This window comes from Labilibaculum filiforme (assembly GCF_002843315.1).
Taxonomy (GTDB): domain Bacteria; phylum Bacteroidota; class Bacteroidia; order Bacteroidales; family Marinifilaceae; genus Labilibaculum; species Labilibaculum filiforme.
This window is the reverse complement of record NZ_MVDD01000027.1, coordinates 1-18,294: the sequence shown is the minus strand read 5'-3', so window position 1 is coordinate 18,294 and position 18,294 is coordinate 1. Positions and strand designations below refer to the sequence as shown.

15 protein-coding genes and 1 rRNA gene are annotated in these 18,294 nt (G+C 35.8%); 5 read left to right on the top strand and 11 right to left on the bottom strand.

Going from position 1 to position 18,294, the window contains the following annotated elements; all coding sequences use genetic code 11:
- Positions 1-196: 196 nt before the first annotated feature.
- The 3 genes from gcvP to thpR all read right to left on the bottom strand — a co-directional run bounded on the left by gcvP (position 197) and on the right by thpR (position 4,749).
- A complete protein-coding gene (gene gcvP, locus BZG02_RS19560; protein ID WP_101263440.1) occupies positions 197-3,088 on the bottom strand; it encodes an aminomethyl-transferring glycine dehydrogenase in 2,892 nt (963 codons plus the stop codon).
- Between the two features lie 304 nt (positions 3,089-3,392).
- Positions 3,393-4,043 (bottom strand): MBL fold metallo-hydrolase, encoded by a 651-nt coding sequence (locus BZG02_RS19555; RefSeq protein ID WP_101263439.1) that lies wholly within the window; start codon positions 4,041-4,043, stop codon positions 3,393-3,395.
- Positions 4,044-4,182: 139 nt separating this feature from the next.
- The gene (gene thpR, locus BZG02_RS19550; RefSeq protein ID WP_101263438.1) at positions 4,183-4,749 is read right to left on the bottom strand and encodes an RNA 2',3'-cyclic phosphodiesterase; all 567 of its coding nucleotides are present in this window, start codon (positions 4,747-4,749) and stop codon (positions 4,183-4,185) included.
- Positions 4,750-4,866: 117 nt separating this feature from the next.
- On the opposite strand from thpR, the gene elbB reads away from it, so the two are divergent.
- Entirely contained in the window at positions 4,867-5,520 is a 654-nt protein-coding gene (elbB, locus tag BZG02_RS19545) for an isoprenoid biosynthesis glyoxalase ElbB (RefSeq protein ID WP_101263437.1), read from the top strand.
- Positions 5,521-5,575: 55 nt separating this feature from the next.
- The gene (locus BZG02_RS19540) at positions 5,576-6,130 is read left to right on the top strand and encodes a hypothetical protein (protein ID WP_101263436.1); all 555 of its coding nucleotides are present in this window, start codon (positions 5,576-5,578) and stop codon (positions 6,128-6,130) included.
- 172 nt (positions 6,131-6,302) lie between these two features.
- Here the strand turns inward: BZG02_RS19540 and BZG02_RS19535 are convergent, their stop codons facing one another.
- A complete protein-coding gene (locus BZG02_RS19535; RefSeq protein WP_101263435.1) occupies positions 6,303-6,941 on the bottom strand; it encodes a DUF4294 domain-containing protein in 639 nt (212 codons plus the stop codon).
- Between the two features lie 85 nt (positions 6,942-7,026).
- Here BZG02_RS19535 and ggt point away from each other — a divergent pair, with 85 nt between their 5' ends.
- From ggt to BZG02_RS19520, 3 genes are all read left to right on the top strand, one after another.
- Complete coding sequence (ggt, locus tag BZG02_RS19530; RefSeq protein WP_101263434.1) at positions 7,027-8,715, top strand: gamma-glutamyltransferase; 1,689 nt, start codon at positions 7,027-7,029, stop codon at positions 8,713-8,715.
- A 416-nt stretch (positions 8,716-9,131) separates the two neighbouring features.
- Positions 9,132-10,421, top strand: a complete 1,290-nt coding sequence (locus tag BZG02_RS19525; RefSeq protein ID WP_101263433.1) for an arginine deiminase — start codon at positions 9,132-9,134, stop codon at positions 10,419-10,421.
- Between the two features lie 245 nt (positions 10,422-10,666).
- Complete coding sequence (locus BZG02_RS19520; protein ID WP_101263432.1) at positions 10,667-11,206, top strand: RNA methyltransferase; 540 nt, start codon at positions 10,667-10,669, stop codon at positions 11,204-11,206.
- A 2-nt stretch (positions 11,207-11,208) separates the two neighbouring features.
- Here BZG02_RS19520 and BZG02_RS19515 read toward each other — a convergent pair whose 3' ends face one another.
- The 7 genes from BZG02_RS19515 to rrf form a co-directional block, all read right to left on the bottom strand.
- A complete protein-coding gene (locus BZG02_RS19515) occupies positions 11,209-12,021 on the bottom strand; it encodes a hypothetical protein (RefSeq protein WP_101263431.1) in 813 nt (270 codons plus the stop codon).
- Between the two features lie 140 nt (positions 12,022-12,161).
- The gene (locus BZG02_RS19510; RefSeq protein WP_101263430.1) at positions 12,162-13,886 is read right to left on the bottom strand and encodes a tetratricopeptide repeat protein; all 1,725 of its coding nucleotides are present in this window, start codon (positions 13,884-13,886) and stop codon (positions 12,162-12,164) included.
- Between the two features lie 115 nt (positions 13,887-14,001).
- On the bottom strand, positions 14,002-14,637 hold the full coding sequence (locus tag BZG02_RS19505; RefSeq protein WP_101263429.1) for a deoxynucleoside kinase: 636 nt from the start codon (positions 14,635-14,637) through the stop codon (positions 14,002-14,004).
- Between the two features lie 185 nt (positions 14,638-14,822).
- Positions 14,823-15,311, bottom strand: coding sequence for a hypothetical protein (locus BZG02_RS19500; RefSeq protein ID WP_101263428.1), 489 nt, complete (start codon positions 15,309-15,311; stop codon positions 14,823-14,825).
- A 98-nt stretch (positions 15,312-15,409) separates the two neighbouring features.
- The gene (pnp, locus tag BZG02_RS19495; RefSeq protein ID WP_101263427.1) at positions 15,410-17,545 is read right to left on the bottom strand and encodes a polyribonucleotide nucleotidyltransferase; all 2,136 of its coding nucleotides are present in this window, start codon (positions 17,543-17,545) and stop codon (positions 15,410-15,412) included.
- 102 nt (positions 17,546-17,647) lie between these two features.
- Positions 17,648-17,917 carry a 30S ribosomal protein S15 gene (rpsO, locus tag BZG02_RS19490; protein ID WP_101263426.1) on the bottom strand — a complete coding sequence of 90 codons (270 nt, stop codon included), beginning with the start codon at positions 17,915-17,917 and terminating at the stop codon, positions 17,648-17,650.
- A 271-nt stretch (positions 17,918-18,188) separates the two neighbouring features.
- Positions 18,189-18,294 (bottom strand): 5S ribosomal RNA (rrf, locus tag BZG02_RS19485); the annotation flags it as partial.

Below are 18,294 nucleotides of genomic sequence, written 5' to 3'. Positions count from 1 at the left end.
AAGTCTCACGTAAATAGAAGTAGATTTAATGAATTTATTCAGTTCATTATTTTCATAGTTAAATTTTAGGGTTAGTAATAGAACAATAAAAGGAGGCCGGGGCAGCCTCCTTTTTTGCGTTCTATAGTTAGAAAGTATTAAAAAAATCCGATGAGAATAAACTCACCGGATTTTTATTTTTTATGCTTTTCGATATTTAATCAACATCAATACATTCTTCGTTGTACGCCTCAAGAGGAGCACAAGTACACATCAAATTTCTATCTCCATAAGCATCATCAACACGACCAACCGAAGGCCAGAATTTATTATCAGCAACCCAACTCAACGGATATGCTGCTTTTTTACGGCTATAGGTATGATTCCATTCATCAGCGGTTAATACTTGGTGTGTATGAGGTGCATTTTTCAATACATTATCGGAAACATCAGCAATACCATCTTCAATCTCTTTCATTTCTTCATTGATTTTCGCCAATGCTTCAATAAAACGATCCATCTCTTCCAATGGCTCACTTTCCGTTGGTTCTACCATTAATGTTCCATGAACAGGGAAAGACAAAGTTGGAGCATGAAATCCATAATCCATTAATCGCTTCGCAATATCGGTATCGGTAATTCCTACCGATTTATTAAACTCGCGACAATCAAAAATCATTTCGTGACCAACGCGACCTTGTGCGCCTTTATACAATATTTTGAAACCCATTTTCTGGAAAGAGGAGGCCAAATAATTAGCATTTAAGATTGCCATTTTAGTAACCTGCTCCAAACCTTCGGCGCCTAACATTGCAATATATCCATAAGTAATTGGCAATACACTAGCCGATCCAAATGGAGCCGCAGCAACTGCAGTAATTCCATTCTCGCCACCAGTCTTCACAAATTTATGAGATGGTAAGAATTGAACTAAATGAGACGCTACACAAATTGGACCAACACCCGGTCCACCACCTCCGTGAGGAATAGCAAATGTTTTATGAAGATTTAAATGGCAAACATCAGCACCAATTGTACCTGGATTGGTTAAACCAACCTGAGCATTCATATTCGCTCCATCCATATAAACCTGACCACCATTATCGTGAATCAAATTCATCATCGCTTTAATTCCTGTTTCGAATACACCATGCGTAGATGGATAAGTGATCATGTAAGCACACAATACGTCTTTATACTTTTCAGCTTTCGCTTTTAAGTCTTCAAATTCCACGTTTCCGTCAGCATCGCAATTCACGATAACCACATTCATCCCCGACATGGTTACCGATGCAGGATTTGTACCGTGAGCCGATGATGGAATTAAAACAACATTTCGATGGCCATCACCTCTTGAAATATGATATTGACGAATCACCATTAATCCGGTATACTCGCCAGCCGCACCTGAATTTGGTTGCAAGGTACAACCTGCAAATCCAGTAATTACCGAAAGCCATTTTTCGAGGTCTTCAATAATTTTTTTATAACCAAGAGCCTGATCAACAGGAACGAATGGATGAATTCCACCAATTTCTGGCCAGCTAATAGGCAACATTTCTACAGCTGCATTCAACTTCATGGTACACGATCCCAAAGAAATCATGGAAGTATTCAATCCAATATCTTTCTTTTCCAAGCTTTTAATATAACGCATTAAAGCTGTTTCGGAACGGTAACGTTTAAATACATCAAGCGTTAAAAATTCGCTTGTTCTTGTATATTTTGAATCGAAAGAAATTTTCTCTTCGATACTATCGATAACTACCGCTTTCTTTCCCACCGCTTTCGCAAAAATGCTAAGCATTGTACTTAATTCGGCCGCGCTAATTTTTTCATCAATAGAAATTCCAATTGTTGTATCATTTCTATAGCAAAAATTGAATTCGGCTTGCAATGCTGCTTTACGAATTTCCTCAACAGAAACTCCAGTTGGAACTACAATCTGCAAAGTATCAAAGAAGTTGTGAACAGTTTGTTGATAACCCAAAGATTTTAATCCTTCGGAAAGAATACTTGTTGCAGAATGAATATGGGCAGCAATTCTCTTCAACCCCTCTTGTCCGTGATAAACTCCATAAAAACTAGCCATTGTAGCTAGTAAAGCCTGAGCAGTACAAATGTTCGAAGTTGCTTTTTCGCGCTTAATATGCTGTTCGCGGGTTTGCAAAGCCAAACGCAAAGCATTATTTCCCTGAGCATCTTTGGTTACCCCTATAATACGTCCAGGAATACTTCTTTTGTAAGCTTCGCGACAAGCCATATATGCGGCATGTGGCCCACCATATCCCATTGGTATCCCAAAACGTTGAGAAGTACCAACAACAATATCAGCACCCCATTCTCCCGGAGGTGTTAAAAGTACCAAACTCATTAAATCGGCAGCTACAGCAACTAAAGACTCTGCCTGATGAGCACGCTCTACAAAAGCAGAATAATCTTCTATACTACCATTTGAATTAGGATACTGAACGATAGCTCCAAATACTTGATCGGTAAATTCAAAAGTTTTGAAATTGCCAATTACCAATTCTATTCCCAGAGGAGTAGCACGAGTCGTTAGCACATCTAAAGTATGAGCAAAAACGTTCTCATCAACAAAAAATTGATTTGCTTCCGCTTTTTTCTTAGCACGAGAGCGCAAGGCTTGCATCATGTACATCGACTCCCCAACTGCAGTAGCTTCGTCTAAAAGAGAACTATTCGCCAACTCCATTTTGGTCAAATCCAAAATCATGGTTTGAAAGTTCAATAAAGCCTCTAGTCTACCCTGAGATACTTCAGCCTGATAAGGAGTATAAGGAGTGTACCATCCTGGATTTTCTAATACATTTCGCTGAATAGCAGCTGGTGTAATGGTATCGTAATATCCTTGTCCTATAAATGTTCGGAATACTTTGTTCTGAGCAGCAATTCCTTTCATCTTCGAAAAATATTCGTATTCTGATAATGCTTTAGGAAGCTCTAAGGCTTTTTCCAGACGAATACCTGAAGGTATTGTTTCGTCAATTAGGGCTTCCAAAGAAGGAGCACCAACAGTTTCCAACATTGTTTTAATATCGCCATTGCGAGGTCCAATGTGACGGGAAACAAACTTTTCAGTTGCCATATTATTGTGTAAATTAGGTGTTGTTTATAAAATATTTGTGAACGTAAAAGTAGTAAAAGATTTAAATTTACTAGAAGGTTAAACATTGAATTTAATTCCTGTTTTTCAACATTCTTCTCATTCCCAACAATCCTTCTTAACAAATTGTTTTACAGAATGATATAAATATGATTTTTGTCATATTTACTAGAAATAAACCCATGAATACCGGATACGAAAAAACCAGTTGATAAATCTCAACTGGTTCTATATAAATTTTATAAGTAACATCAATTTTTTCGATATCCTACCCTTCTATTTCCTTTTAGCTCAATCCTTTTAAAAACACATTCTTAGCTCGCTCGTGTCCAATAGACGTTACCGGTCCATGTCCTGGATAAACACTAACTTCATCATCAAGCACCAATAATTTGGTTTTAATTCCTTCAATTAGTTGGTCGAAATTACCATAAGGTAAATCGGTGCGACCAATGCTTTCGCGGAATAAAACATCACCTGCAATTAAGAATTTTTGCTTTTCATTATAGAATACTACATGTCCGGGAGAATGTCCGGGAACATGAATCACTTTTAGCTCCGAATTTCCAAAGGTTATAAGATCACCTTCCTGAATCAACTTTCCAATTGGAGGTGGTTCCACCACATTTTCGAGTCCCAATCGAACTGCATAATTAGGAGCTTCAGCCAATAAAAACTCATCATCTTTATGTGCTTCTGTAAGTAAACCAAACTGATCCTTCATAAATTGATTTCCTAAAACGTGATCAATATGTAGGTGCGTATTTAGTTGTTTTACCAGTTTTATCCCCTTCTTCTCTACAAAATCAATTAGCTTTCCCCCTTCATCTTTAAAGAAAACGCCACAATCAATTAAGACTCCTTCTCCTGTTTCATCGTGTAATATGTATGTGTTTTCCTGCCAATGATTAAACACAAATGTTTCTATTGTTATCATATTCAAATATTTTTTTTAAGTAATTCAAATTTACATCTATTCCTTTAATTTTAAAAAATCCTAAAAAAAGAAAAACACTTTTTTACTTTTCATTTTATTAAATCGCCATTGTGTAAAAGACGAAACTACAAAAAACAATTTATTTTTTTAGTGGCAAATATTCCAAAACCCTATAAATAGCTCCTTGTTTGGTACGTGTGCTTTCCATTAATACCAACTTTTCAATCAATAAGTCACGATCCTCCCAATCTTTCAAATTTAAAAGGCTTTTTTTTCCCTTTACGAAATATTTCACCCCTCCTTTACTTCTGCCAATAGTCACATGAGGGGTATAATTATAGTCATCGGCAGGTTTATTTTTCAGCAACTGAGCATGAATTTCCTTTTGCAGTTCAAATAAGCCAGCCTCGGCTTGTATTCCAATCCATAAAATAGTTGCTTGTTCAAGAGATGGAAATGCACCTAACGATTTTAAATTTAAATGAAAAGCCCGAAACTCACTAACAATTATTCTCAATTTGTCTGTAATTGCCTCAATTTCTTCCACATCTGTTTCTCCTATAAAAAGAAGAGTGAGATGAAGACCCTTCTTATCCACCCATTTTATTCTTTCCTTTATTAAATCAAATCCAACTTCACGAAAAACCTTATTAATTTCATTGGTATTATCTATCTTTATTGCAACAAATATACGTTTCGTCTTCATTCTTTTCGTTCATTAAAAAAAGTAGAATTAGCTAGCCGTAATTCAATAATGAAATATAAAGAACAGCTATTCGTTTATTTAAAACAAACATCTTAAACAATAAAAAAGTATTAAAAAATGAATTCAAAGAAAAAATTTGCAGTTGTTCTGGCAGGTTCAGGTGTCTATGATGGTTCTGAAATTCATGAAGCAACCTTAGCCTTATACTCGATTTCAAAAAACGGAGGAAGCTATCAGATTTTTGCTCCAAACATTAATCAATATCATGTAATTAACCATATTACAGGAGAAGAAATGCCCGAAACGCGAAATGTATTGGTAGAAGCAGCTCGAATTGCACGTGGAGATATCAAGGATTTAAAAGATTTTTCGGCAGACGATTTTGATGCTATTCTTTTCCCTGGCGGATTTGGAGTTGCAAAAAACCTATGCACATTTGCTTTCGACGGTGTGGATTGCAAAGTGAATCCTGATGCAGAACTTGCTTTAAAAGCAATGCACAAAGCAAAAAAACCAATTGGCGCATTGTGTATTTCTCCTGCCCTAATTGCAAAAGTATTGGGCGAGGTTGAACTTACTATTGGAGAAGACGAGGAAACCGCTGCTGCAATTACAGCAATGGGAGCAACTCATGTTACAACCACGCATGGCGAAATTGTATTCGATAAAGAAAATAAAATTGTAACAACTCCCTGTTACATGCTCGATGCAAGCATTGCTCAAATTGGCGATGGTGCTGATAATGTAGTAAAAACGATTATGGCATTATAAATTAGTTGTTGGCTTTAAGTAGTATCTACTTTTAGCCAACATCAATATTCCTTTTATGAAAAACCGAAATACCAAAGATGTAGCCGAAAATCACATCTACCCTTTTATAATCTCCAATTTTATTCTCTTTGCTGCAATTTTTTTCTCTTTAAACAATGCTGACGAAGCTGCTATTCTACTATATAGTATGGCACTCAACCTATTTACCAACTGGTTTATATTTTATGCTTTTCAAAAAAAGAAATTGATTCATTTTTCGGAGTACTACAACAACCTGGTAATTGGAATATTCAGTATTGCAGCCATTTTACCCGTTTTTCTGCTAATCGTTCCAATTGTTCTTTTTCCTGAAATATCGCATTTGCTTTTGCTATTCGCAAGTTGGATACTTGCTTTGCTATTCAATAAAATAATCCTAAAAAACTACACTTGGGAAAAAAAAGCAGAACAACACATGAATAAGTATAGAATGAATATTGAAGAATCTAAAGAAAAAGCTTTTGTGAATTTAAAACAATTCATTGATCAATCGGGACGAGATAAGTTCGCCAATTACCTTGAAAAAAACCAAATGTTCGATCGCAGAATGGAAGCGTATCTGAACACCTAATCATTTAATCCATCTGTAATAGAATGTGGATATTTACACGTCCTTCGCAAGTTTTAGGCTCCCTTCCTATTAAGTAAGCCTCCCTTTGCAATAAATACCCGCCCTTCTGTTTTGTAAGCCTTCCTTCGGAAATGTAAGCGCTCTTCTAGGGGCTTTCAGAAGCTTTTCATTTTTAATTAATCCTTTTCATCGGTAATTTTGCGGGTGAAGGGAGTTCGTGTCGTTTCATCCGATCTAGTATTTCTTCCACCATCCAATCTTCGCCCAAAGGATCGTATTCTGCTTTTAGCGATGAACCAAACAAAGTGGCCATCGATTGCCAAAAGATAGCTGTAAACGATCCTTTCAACTCTTTTAAATGATTATAGCTTGTGTTTCCAGTTTCCCGATCAATTAATTTCATCAAAAGTTTCCCTTGAGAAATTTTCAACTTCATCAGAGGCTTTTTATACTCTTTCATCAAACCATCGTATTCTTTTCGAATTAGCTTCCGACGTTCCTTTTTACTCTCAATTCCATCCAATTCCTTCGAAAGTTTTGCAATGGTTTCGGTAGCCCCTTCGGCATATGGATAAACGATTTGAATATTTCGAACCATTCGCCAGTACTGTCTTGTATTTCGGTAATGTTTCCCCTTCTTTTTTTTGTAACGTAAAATTTTAACCTCGTCGAGATTTACATGTAAATTGGTATCCAAAAATATCGTTGTATCCTGATGTAAGGTAGAAGGAGTACGGCACACATCCTTAGCAGATGCTGCACCAGCAAAAGCAAAGAAAATAATCCAAGCTATTTTAAAACAACGTGTCATAATCAAAATTCCTTATCAAAGATAATCTTTCCTATCTTTAAGTGTATTCATACTAACAAACTAATCTGTTAAAAAAACATCAAAAATGAAAAAGAGATTACTCCTTTACTTTCTATTCTTACTTCCATTTACAAACTTTTCCCAAGACCGCGTAACTGGATTAAATTTTGCCAGCCGATCGGAAGTTATTGCACAAAATGGAATGGCTTGTACTAGCCAACCCCTTGCCACACAGGTAGCTATTGACATACTAAAATCGGGTGGAAATGCTATTGATGCGGCAATTGCAGCCAATGCTTGCCTAGGATTAATGGAACCTACGGGAAGTGGAATTGGAGGAGATATTTTTGTTATTCTTTGGGATGCGAAAACAAAAAAATTATATGGTTTAAATGGAAGCGGACGTTCTCCAAAATCGCTAAGTTTGGAATATTTTAAAGAAAATAATTACACTTCAATACCCTCTTTTGGAGCTTTACCAGTTTCTGTTCCCGGTTGTGTGGATGGCTGGTTTACCATGCATAGTAGATTTGGAAAAATGAATATGGAACAAATTCTAAATCCTGCTATTCAATACGCCCGAAACGGATTTCCTGTAAGTGAATTAATTGCCTACTACATGAATGCCAGTGCTGATAGATTAAAAAAATACAAAGGATTTGCAGCAACATACATGCCCAATGGTAAAATGCCACAAAAAGGAGACATTTTTAAGAATCCATATTTGGCAAACACCTTAGAGAAAATTGCAAAAGGTGGTCGCGATGCCTTTTACAAAGGAGATATTGCCAAAACCATTGCAAACTATATAAAAGAGCAAGGTGGTTTTTTATCTTACGATGATTTGGCTTCCCATAGATCGGAATGGGTAGAACCAGTTTCTATTAATTACCGTGGTTATGACGTATGGGAACTTCCTCCTAACGGACAAGGTACGGCAGCACTTCAAATGTTAACCATTTTAGAAGAATATAATATTGCACAAATGGGATTTGGAAGTAGCGACTATTTGCATACGTTTATCGAAGCGAAAAAACTTGCTTTCGAGGATAGAGCAAAATATTACTGCGATCCAGATTTCTCTAACATCCCTTTAAAACAACTACTATCAAAAGAGTACGCAAAAGAAAGAAAAGCCTTCATCCATCCAGATCGCGCGGCCAAAGAATATCCTGCTGGCGAGTTAGAACAAGGCAATACCATTTACTTAACGGTTGCCGATAAAGAAGGGAATATGGTTTCCTTAATTCAGAGCAACTACCGAGGCATGGGTTCTGGAATGACTCCTGATGATTTAGGTTTTGTATTGCAAGATAGAGGAGAACTATTCAGCTTGGAAGAAGGACATGCCAATGTATTTGAGCCCGGAAAACGTCCGTTTCATACCATTATTCCTGCCTTTATAACCAAAGATGGCAAGCCATTTATTAGTTTCGGACTAATGGGTGGTGCCATGCAACCACAAGGACATGCGCAAATTGTGGCCAATTTAATTGACTTTAAAATGAATCTTCAGGAAGCTGGTGATGCACCCCGAATTCGTCATGAAGGATCGTCGCAACCAACCGGAGAAAAAATGACCGACGGAGGTTGGGTAAATTTAGAATCAGGAATTAGCTACCAAAGTATTCGGGAACTATTGCAAAAGGGACACAAAATAAAATTTGACATGGGTGGTTATGGTGGTTATCAGGCTATTCTATTCGATGCTGAAAGAGCTGTGTATTTTGGCGCTTCGGAATCGAGAAAGGATGGACAAGCTGCAGGATATTAAAATGGGAAGCAATGCTTTCTTGAGGAGCTGCGTTAAGGATTGAAGCGGCTACCCCACAGCTTTGCTTGTAACGAAGTGGAAAGAAATGGCGAGGAGTAATAGCGAAAAGCCTGACCTAAGTTCCCAAAAACAAGTAGGTTTGGGAACTTAGGAAACGCCAAAAAATCAAAAATTTAAATTCGTTCAAATCTAATAGACTGCACCTGCCATAGTGTACATAACGCAACAAGTAACTTGTATATTGAAATACTTCGTACCAATCATGATTTTAATGATTTCATACCCCTACAAGGAATTTTGAAATTTACTTAACGCAATCCTTTTCAATGCCCTAAATTTTCACTTCTTTTGCAAATCTAAAAACGTGAATTTTTAGACACAAACAACTTAAACAAACGATGCTTTAATAAAGAGGTATGACAAAGTATGTAGAATTAAATGTGAGGTCGGAAATAGGAGAATTGGAAGGTGTTATCCTTCATACTCCAGGATCGGAAGTTGAAAACATGACTCCTGAAAATGCCGAAAGAGCTCTTTACAGTGATATTTTAAATCTATCGGTTGCCAGAGATGAATACAAACAGTTAAGTCGTGTTCTTTCGGAGATTTCTGAAACCTATCAGGTGAAAGACTTGCTGGCAAATGTGCTTTCGGATGACACTGCTAAAGAGAATATTATCGACAAAATAGCTTGCATGGAGCCTCAGATTAGTGTAAAAGGAAACACTTATTGCATAAAAGATTTCCTATTAGAACAAAATCCCACAGAGCTTGCTTCACTCCTAATTGAAGGCGTACCTTTAAAAAGAGATAACTTAACAAAGTTTTTAAGCAAGGAACGATATGCATTACGCCCATTGCACAATTTTTTCTTTACCAGAGATGCTTCGATGTCGGTTCTCGACGAGGTGTTAATTGGTAAAATGGCCAGTTCGGTTCGCGATAGAGAATCCTTAATTATGCAAGCGATTTTCGATTACACTCCTGAATTTAAAACTAAAACGGTTAATCCTATTGATAATCTTACAATGGATCCTAGCTGTACCATTGAAGGTGGTGATGTATTAATTGCACGCGAAGATATCCTAATTATAGGAAATGGAACTCGTACTTCGACTCAGGGAATTGACTTTATTTTGGCTCAGTTACTAAGTCAAAAAGAGAAAACACAACGTCACTTACTAATACAGGAATTACCAAGCCATCCAGAATCTTTTATTCATTTGGATATGGTATTTACTCTTTTAGATGTTGATAAATGTATGGTTTACGAACCATTAATTATTCGTCCGAACAAATACCAAACGGTTCATATTACTATTGATAATGGCCAAGTTTCTTCCATTACCCGTGAGAACAATCTACTTCAAGCCCTTAAAAAATTAGGGATGGATTTAAAACCTATTTATTGCGGAGGAAATGGTGATCCTTGGAATCAGGAAAGAGAACAATGGCATAGTGGCGCTAACTTTTTTGCTGTAGGACCTGGAAAAGTTATTGGCTACGGACGAAATGTGCATACCATGGATGCAATGAATAAAAATGGGTTCGAGATTCTTCGTGCCAAAGATATTATTCGCCATAAGATAGAGCTTTCTGATTACGACAAATATGTAATTACATTGGAAGGTTCGGAATTACCACGAGGCGGTGGTGGCGCAAGATGCATGACCATGCCTATTCGTCGTAAACCTGTTAATTGGTAAAATAATAGATCGTTAGATAGGAGATTGGAGATGTGAGATTAGAGATGTGAGATTGGAAAGTAATCCTCTTAGTTTCGCACAGAAAATTCCTTAGTTCTTCATTCTAAATTTCAGTAATTTCCAATAGAAGCTCAAACTATTCTACTAATTCAAACAAAATAAAGCAAAGGAATCCCAAAAGGATTCCTTTTTTTATACTTTTGTGTCAAATTCGAATAGGTACTATATACATTCTATAACCAGCAATGAGAAAACTAAAGAACAGCGAGCTAATCCGAAAAAGTATTGATGAGTTTAAAGAGTCAGAAAAAACACCTATAATTATTGTTTTGGATAATGTTAGAAGCCTAAACAATATAGGATCGGTATTTAGAACCTCGGATGCACTTTTAGTAGAAGCTGTATATCTTTGTGGCATTACTGCTACTCCTCCTCACCGCGAATTACACAAAACTGCATTAGGTGCAGAAGATTCTGTTCATTGGGAATATTTCGAAAAAACCGAAGATGCTCTCGCTAAATTAAAGACCAAAGGTTTCGATGTTTACTCGGTTGAACAAGCAGAAAATAGTACTTCTTTAGAAAATTTTAAAATGGATTCTTTGAAGAAATATGCATTGGTTTTTGGAAATGAAGTAAAAGGAGTTCAACAGAATATAGTAAGTTTATCCGAAGGTTGCATTGAAATACCGCAGTTTGGTACCAAGCACTCTTTTAACGTATCGGTAAGTTGCGGAATTGTACTTTGGGATCTTTTCTCGAAACTATACCATCAGCAAAAATAAGCTTACTCCTGTAAATTAAACTCTAAGGTAATAACGGATCCTGGGAATTCTTTTTCATATAATTTGGAAAAGCTACGATGTTTCACCTGCTTCCAAACCCCATCGCCCGACATAATTTGAATTTTACCTTGATTTTGTTTTATAAACTGACGAATGGTGTACAAACCGATTCCTTTATGAGTTTCTTTCTCGGTAGTATTGCCACTCTCTACAGCCCATTCAATAGCTCCAACCCCATTTAGCCTCTTATTAAGTGTTTTATTCACTAGTAAACTAAACGGTCGTCCCTGACTCACAATACTAACTAGTAGCTTCTTGTTATAAACGGAATAGTAGTGAGCAATAAAAACCTCTTTGCAATTACTGTGTGCAAATGCATTCCGATACACTTCGGCAACGCACAATTGAACAGCCATTTTTAGTTGCTGATTTAACTTCACTTCCGGACGCTCGGGAAAGATTCTCTTTTCTAAATAATCAGCCAAAGCTTCTTCATCGACAGATGCGAATTGTTGGCACTTCACAAAACATTTCCATAAATATTTGCGGGCCGAACCATTAATTAGTTTTTTAGAATTAAATAAATTTAGAATAGGATCCTGCATATTTACCAATCGCACTTTATTCTTTCTACGCTCTAAACTAGCAATAACACTTCCCAGAATAGCAAACAAATTGGACTCAATCACCTTTGTATTGGCAAAATTTAGCACAATACGATCCTCGAAACAATTTTTCGTTTGATGATGCATTTCCGAAAAGAAAACGTAAGCTTGAAAATTATTTACGAGCTTATATGGGAATTGGATTTCCATTCTACAATCAATTTAATTCGTCTCTTTACTAAATATAGCGAAGAGACGAAGTTAAAAAATCTACGGAACAAATCGCTTTCAAAAATAAAAAAAAGCGACCCATAAATGGGTCGCTTTTAAATATTGTTACGAATAACGAATTATTCAACGATAGCTTTGAATTTAGCATCTTCGAAAACTTTAGCAAATTCCATATCGGTTTTTGCAGCTGCTTTTAAAGAAGCATCTTTAGAAACAGCAGTTTCAAGATTTGTGAAAACAAGATTGTTGTTATCAGTTCTTGCGCCAACTACAGCTTTCAAATAGTAAATAATTGCAGCATCACTAGTGTTAGCATTAAGCTTATCTAAAGCAACATTGTATTTTCCAACAAGGATGTTAGCCAATGCAGCATTAGCAGCAGTACACTCACCAAATTGCTTAACAGCTGTATCGTATTGCGCTTTTTTAACAGCAACAATACCTAAGTTGTAATTAACTTCATTTCCAGCACCAGTAGCAGCACCAAAAAGAACTTCAGCTTCGCTTACATTACCATTTACTAACTCAACAGCACCTAAATTGTTTTTCACAACAGGATTGTTAGCAGATAATTGATCTGCTTTATCGAAGTTTGATTTAGCATCAGCTACTTTATCCATTCCGAATAAAATCATACCAGCATCATTAAAACCTCTCCAATCGTTAGAGAATTGTTTTTTAGCAGTTTCGTAAATCGCTAATTTTTCCTCGTTAGATTCTACTAGAGTAGCCGCGAATAATAATTCTTCCGCATTTAACTCAGCAGGATTAGATACAGCAAGAGATTTCAATTCTGCATCAGTTTTTCCAATAAGATCAACGTTAACAGTGAATTTAGCTCTTCTTAATTTAGGAAGTACTTCTTTTTTAACTTCGTCAAAAGCTGCAGAAATATTTCTGATTTCTTTCTCACGTACTTCAGGATCTGAGTACATTGAAAGAACGCGTAAAATTAACTCTTTATCTTGAATGTTAGACGCTTTCATTAATTCTTGGAATCCAGCCCAATCTTCAGGAGTTACTTTACTTTTAAAGAATTCTTCAGCAGCATACTCACCCATTTTAGCATTCTTCATTTCTTTTTTAATATACTTTGAAGAAGAACCTTCACGTTTAGTAGCTAAAGCCTCGTTAAAATCCTGTTTTCCATCTGGAGATGCATAAGCAGCAACTTCAACTCCTTTGTATTCTTTATTTTCATCTTTCTTTGCAGCATCTAAATATGCTTTCAAAGCAGCAACATCATCACCTTTCATTTCCGACCAACGAACATCAGAGCTGTTAATCAAGTAATGAAGATCAGCTTCTTTACTTTCAGGAATAATTCTTTGGAAAGCATCTTTTCCAACGATGTTACGTGGAGAATTTTGAACTAAAGTAGCCGTAGCAATAACACCATCAGCAACTTTATAAGGATCAAATTCTTGAGAGTTTTCACCTTTACTTCCAACCATTCTTACTTCAAGGTCAGAGATTCTCATCGCTTGTTCGTAAGGAATTTTTCCAGTATAGGTAATTGTTTTACCTGTTTCGTAAGGTACTACTGTATTGTTTCCTTGTACTTTTTCTCCTTGCAAAGTTTTTGAAGGGAAAGCTTTTTCTCCTGAATCAAACTTTAAAACCGGAGTTGCAACTAAAACAACATTCTTGTTGAAATACTTTGCAGGAATATTAACAGTGATTTTAACATCAACCATATCCGCGTGAGCTTCCAAAACTTCCGGAGTCACTTGATATTTAATTTTACTCGCTTCTTTCTTCATTTTGCTTAATCCTGCACAACTCGTTAGAACTGCAACCGATAACAGCAAAGAAGCTAGGGAAATAACCTTTGATCTTTTCATAACAACTACTTAATTATTTTAACTTTAAACATTATAATCTAGTTCAGTAACAAATTTAAGAAAATTTTATGCAAATTAAATCTATTCGATAATTTTATTTGATACTCCCGAACTTTCAGAGAATAATTCTATTCACCCCTTTTTTACAGTCGAAAGCAAAAATAGCATCTGAAACTTTCCTGTAATCCTCAGGACGATTTACAAAATCAATATTGTTTGTATCTATAACAAGAAAGCTAAGCTCCTGTTGTTGTTTGAAGAACTCAAAATAACTATCCTGAATTTTCTGTAAGTAATTCCCCGTAATTTCTTGTTCGTAATCTCTTCCTCTGCTTTTTATGTTGCTTAATAGTTTATCAACACTAGAATGCAAATAGACATATAAATCGGGTTTTGGCAAAGAGTTATAAATAATATGGAAGAACTGTCGATACAAGCTATACTCATCATCCTTAAGGGTTTGCTTCGAAAAAATTAACGATTTCATGAAATAATAATCGGCAATTGTGAAGCTTTTAAACAGATCTCTCTCGCTTAATTCCTTTTTTAGTTGATTGTATCGATCTGCTAAAAATGACATTTCCAAAGGAAACGAATACTTCTCTGGATCCTGATAGAACTTAGGCAAAAAAGGATTATTTGCGAACTGTTCCAATATTAGTTTTGCATTATATTCTTCAGCTATCTTATGAGATAGAGATGTTTTACCTGCACCAATATTTCCTTCTATTACAATAAATTTATAATCCATTAATAGCGCGTTACAGATTTGGAGACATAAAAATAGAAAATGAGGCACAAATATCAGACTTTTTTAAAAAAAAGGAAGAGTCATTACCAATAAAATATTAACAATGACTCATCACATAAAAAAAAACAATATTTTTATCTATACATTTTGCATTCTATGTGTGCATTAACAGGATTATTTATCAGCTAAATTTGTTTTCCATCCCGAATACAAACTTTGTCCTTCCGGTTTCCCAAAATATTACCAACAAACATTCCCAATCCTGCAGTAAAAAAGAACACGGACGAATGAAAGCTATAAAAAAATCCATACGACAAAATAAGTCCAAAACCGGCCCCAACCAATGTGTATATTGCCGAATAGGTATAGGTAAAATGATGAGCTTGATACACTTTGTGCTTATCCTTTAAATGTACAATCAATTTTTCCACTCTATTTTCGTATTCGCTTCGGTTAACTCCTGATTTATTTATTAATCGATCCAAGTCCTGCACAATTGTCTTCAACTCCTTTTTTGCATATTTACATTCCATGCAATTCTCCTGACTATCAAGTAGCTTGGCAACCCTTTTCAATTTTTCAATTTGATAAAATCGATAGTCGCGCACTGATATATAAAGATCGATTTGTTGATCAATTTCATTTGAAATTTTACTGCTCCAATTTTCATCCATAAAGTCGGTTCAATTTTAGAAGTGTTAAAGTTAGACATTCGGTTAACAGCAAAAAAAAATCCCGGAATAAATCCGGGATTTTCAATCATATTTTAGATTTATTTTTTATCATCCTTCTCAGGCTTAGGTAGTAAAGCTTTTCTAGAAAGTTTTAATTTACCAGACTTCGCATCCACTTCAATCAGTTTCACCTCAATAATCTGCCCTTCCTTCAAAACTTCATCTACTGTATTTAGTCTTCTGTGTTCTATTTCAGAAATATGAAGCAATCCATCTTTACCAGGAAGAACTTCAACAAAAGCACCAAAGGCAACAATTGATTTTACTTTTCCTTGATAAATTTCTCCCACTTCAGGAATTGCAACAATACCTTTAATACGAGCCAAAGCAGCATCGATAGCTTCTTTATTACTGGCAGAGATATCCACAACACCTTTATTATCAATTTCTTCAATTACAAGAACAGCACCAGTCGACTCTTGTATTTCTTGAATAATTTTTCCTCCTGGTCCGATTACCGCACCAATCATATCTTTTGGAATTTCAATAGATACAATTCTAGGAGCATGAGGTTTTAGATCTTCTCTAGGAGCTTCAATAGTTTCTTGTACTTTACCAAGAATATGAAGACGACCTTCACGTGCTTGATTTAAAGCTTGAGCCAATACTTCGTATGGAAGTCCGTCCACTTTAATATCCATTTGAGTAGCAGTAATACCATCTTTAGTACCTGTTACTTTAAAATCCATATCTCCCAAGTGATCTTCATCTCCTAAAATATCCGACAATACAGCATATTTTTCAGCACCTTTAGTCGAAATCAATCCCATAGCAATACCTGTTACCGGATTTTTGATCTTAATACCTGCATCCATCAAAGCTAATGTACCGGCACAAACCGTAGCCATTGATGATGATCCATTTGACTCCAAGATATCCGAAACAACACGAATTGCGTAAGGAGAATCAGCAGGAATCATCCCTTTTAAAGCTCTAAAAGCTAAATTTCCATGACCAACTTCTCTACGACTAACTCCTCTATTTGGACGAGCATCACCAGTTGAGAAAGAAGGAAAATTATAATGAAGTACAAACTTCTCTTTTCCTCTATATAAAACATCATCTACCATTTTCTCATCTAACTTAGTACCTAAAGTAACTGAAGTTAAAGACTGAGTTTCACCTCTAGTAAAGATAGCAGAACCGTGAGCTCCTGGTAAATAATCTACTTCTGACCAAATAGGACGAATTTCATCTGTTTTACGACCATCCAAACGAACACGATCTTCTAGAACCATTTCTCTTACGGCATCTTTCTCCACATCGTGATAGTAACGACCAATCAAAGACATGTTAATCTCTGAAGCCTCTTTACCTTCTGAATATTCAGCAACGAACTCTTCTTTTACTGCCGCAAATGCGTCAGAACGTTCGTGTTTATTTGGGTTTTGCAGTCTTGCAACCGCTAATACTTTTGCATAAGTTTTATCAACAATTAATTGACGAAGTTCTTCATCATTAACTTCATGACAATACTCTCTTTTAACAGTTTTACCTGTTAGTTCAGCCAACTCAATTTGAGCTTGACATTGAACTTTAATTGCTTCATGACCGAATTTAATCGCTTCTAACATTTCTGCTTCCGAAATTTCAGACATTTCGCCTTCTACCATCATGATATTATCCATGGTAGCAGCAATAATCATATCCAAATCAGCAGTTTCCAACTCAGTACGAGAAGGATTAATCATCATTTTGCCATCAATTCTAGCAACACGAACTTCAGAAATAGGTTCTGAAAATGGCACATCGGATACCGCAAGAGCAGCGGATGCTGCTAAACCTGCAAGTGCATCTGGCATATCATCAGCATCAACCGAAATAAGGTTAATGGTAACAAATGTTTCTGCATGATAATCAGCAGGGAACAATGGACGTAGAGCACGATCCACCAAACGACAAACAAGAATTTCATAATCTGAAGGTCTACCTTCACGTTTCATGAAACCACCAGGAAATCTTCCCAATGCACTAAATTTCTCCTTATATTCTACTGATAAAGGCATGAAATCAACATCAGCTTTTGCATCTTTTGCAGACACAACAGTAGCCAACAACATGGTCTTACCCATTTTAACTACAACAGATCCATCCGCTTGTTTTGCTAATTTCCCTGTTTCAATTGTGATGGACCTTCCATCACCTAATTCAATTATTTTTTCTATCACTTTCATCTTTGTGTAGTTTATTTCAAACTCTTTTTAGGATAAGCAACAAGGTGTCGCTATATATTATAAAAAGCAATCCCGAGTAATCGGGATTGCTTTAATATGATATTATTTACGAATATTTAAAGCTTTAATAATAGCTCTGTATCTTTCAATATCTTTTGCTTTTAAGTAATCCAAGAAGTTTCTTCTTTTACCTACTAGCAATTGCAGTGCACGTTGGGTACTGTAATCTTTTCTGTTTTTCTTTAAGTGTTCAGTTAAATGACTGATACGGTATGAAAACAAAGCTACTTGTGATTCTGCAGTCCCAGTATCTTTGTTAGACTTCCCGTACTTCTCGAAAAGCTCTTGCTTTTTCTCTGCTGATAAATACATAATTCTGTTATTTGAATAATTTAAACTTAATATATCTGATTGCATAACACAACCAGTTCGCAAAATTAAGCAATATTTTCTACAAAGCAAGATATAGTAATAAAAACATCAACTCAAAATGCTGAATTATTGCAAATTACTAATAAGTCCCGCACAAAGTGATTTTATTTTTATTTAAAGAATCCAATAACATTCGTCAACTACTATCCTTTCTGTGATTTTCGGGCAAAAAAAAAGAGTCTCATTCCATTTGGAATAAGACTCTTTTAAAAGTTGGCGTCGACCTACTCTCCCACCTTTCGGCAGTACCATCGGCGCTAACGGGCTTAACTTCTCTGTTCGGAATGGGAAGAGGTGGAACCCCGTTGCAATAGACA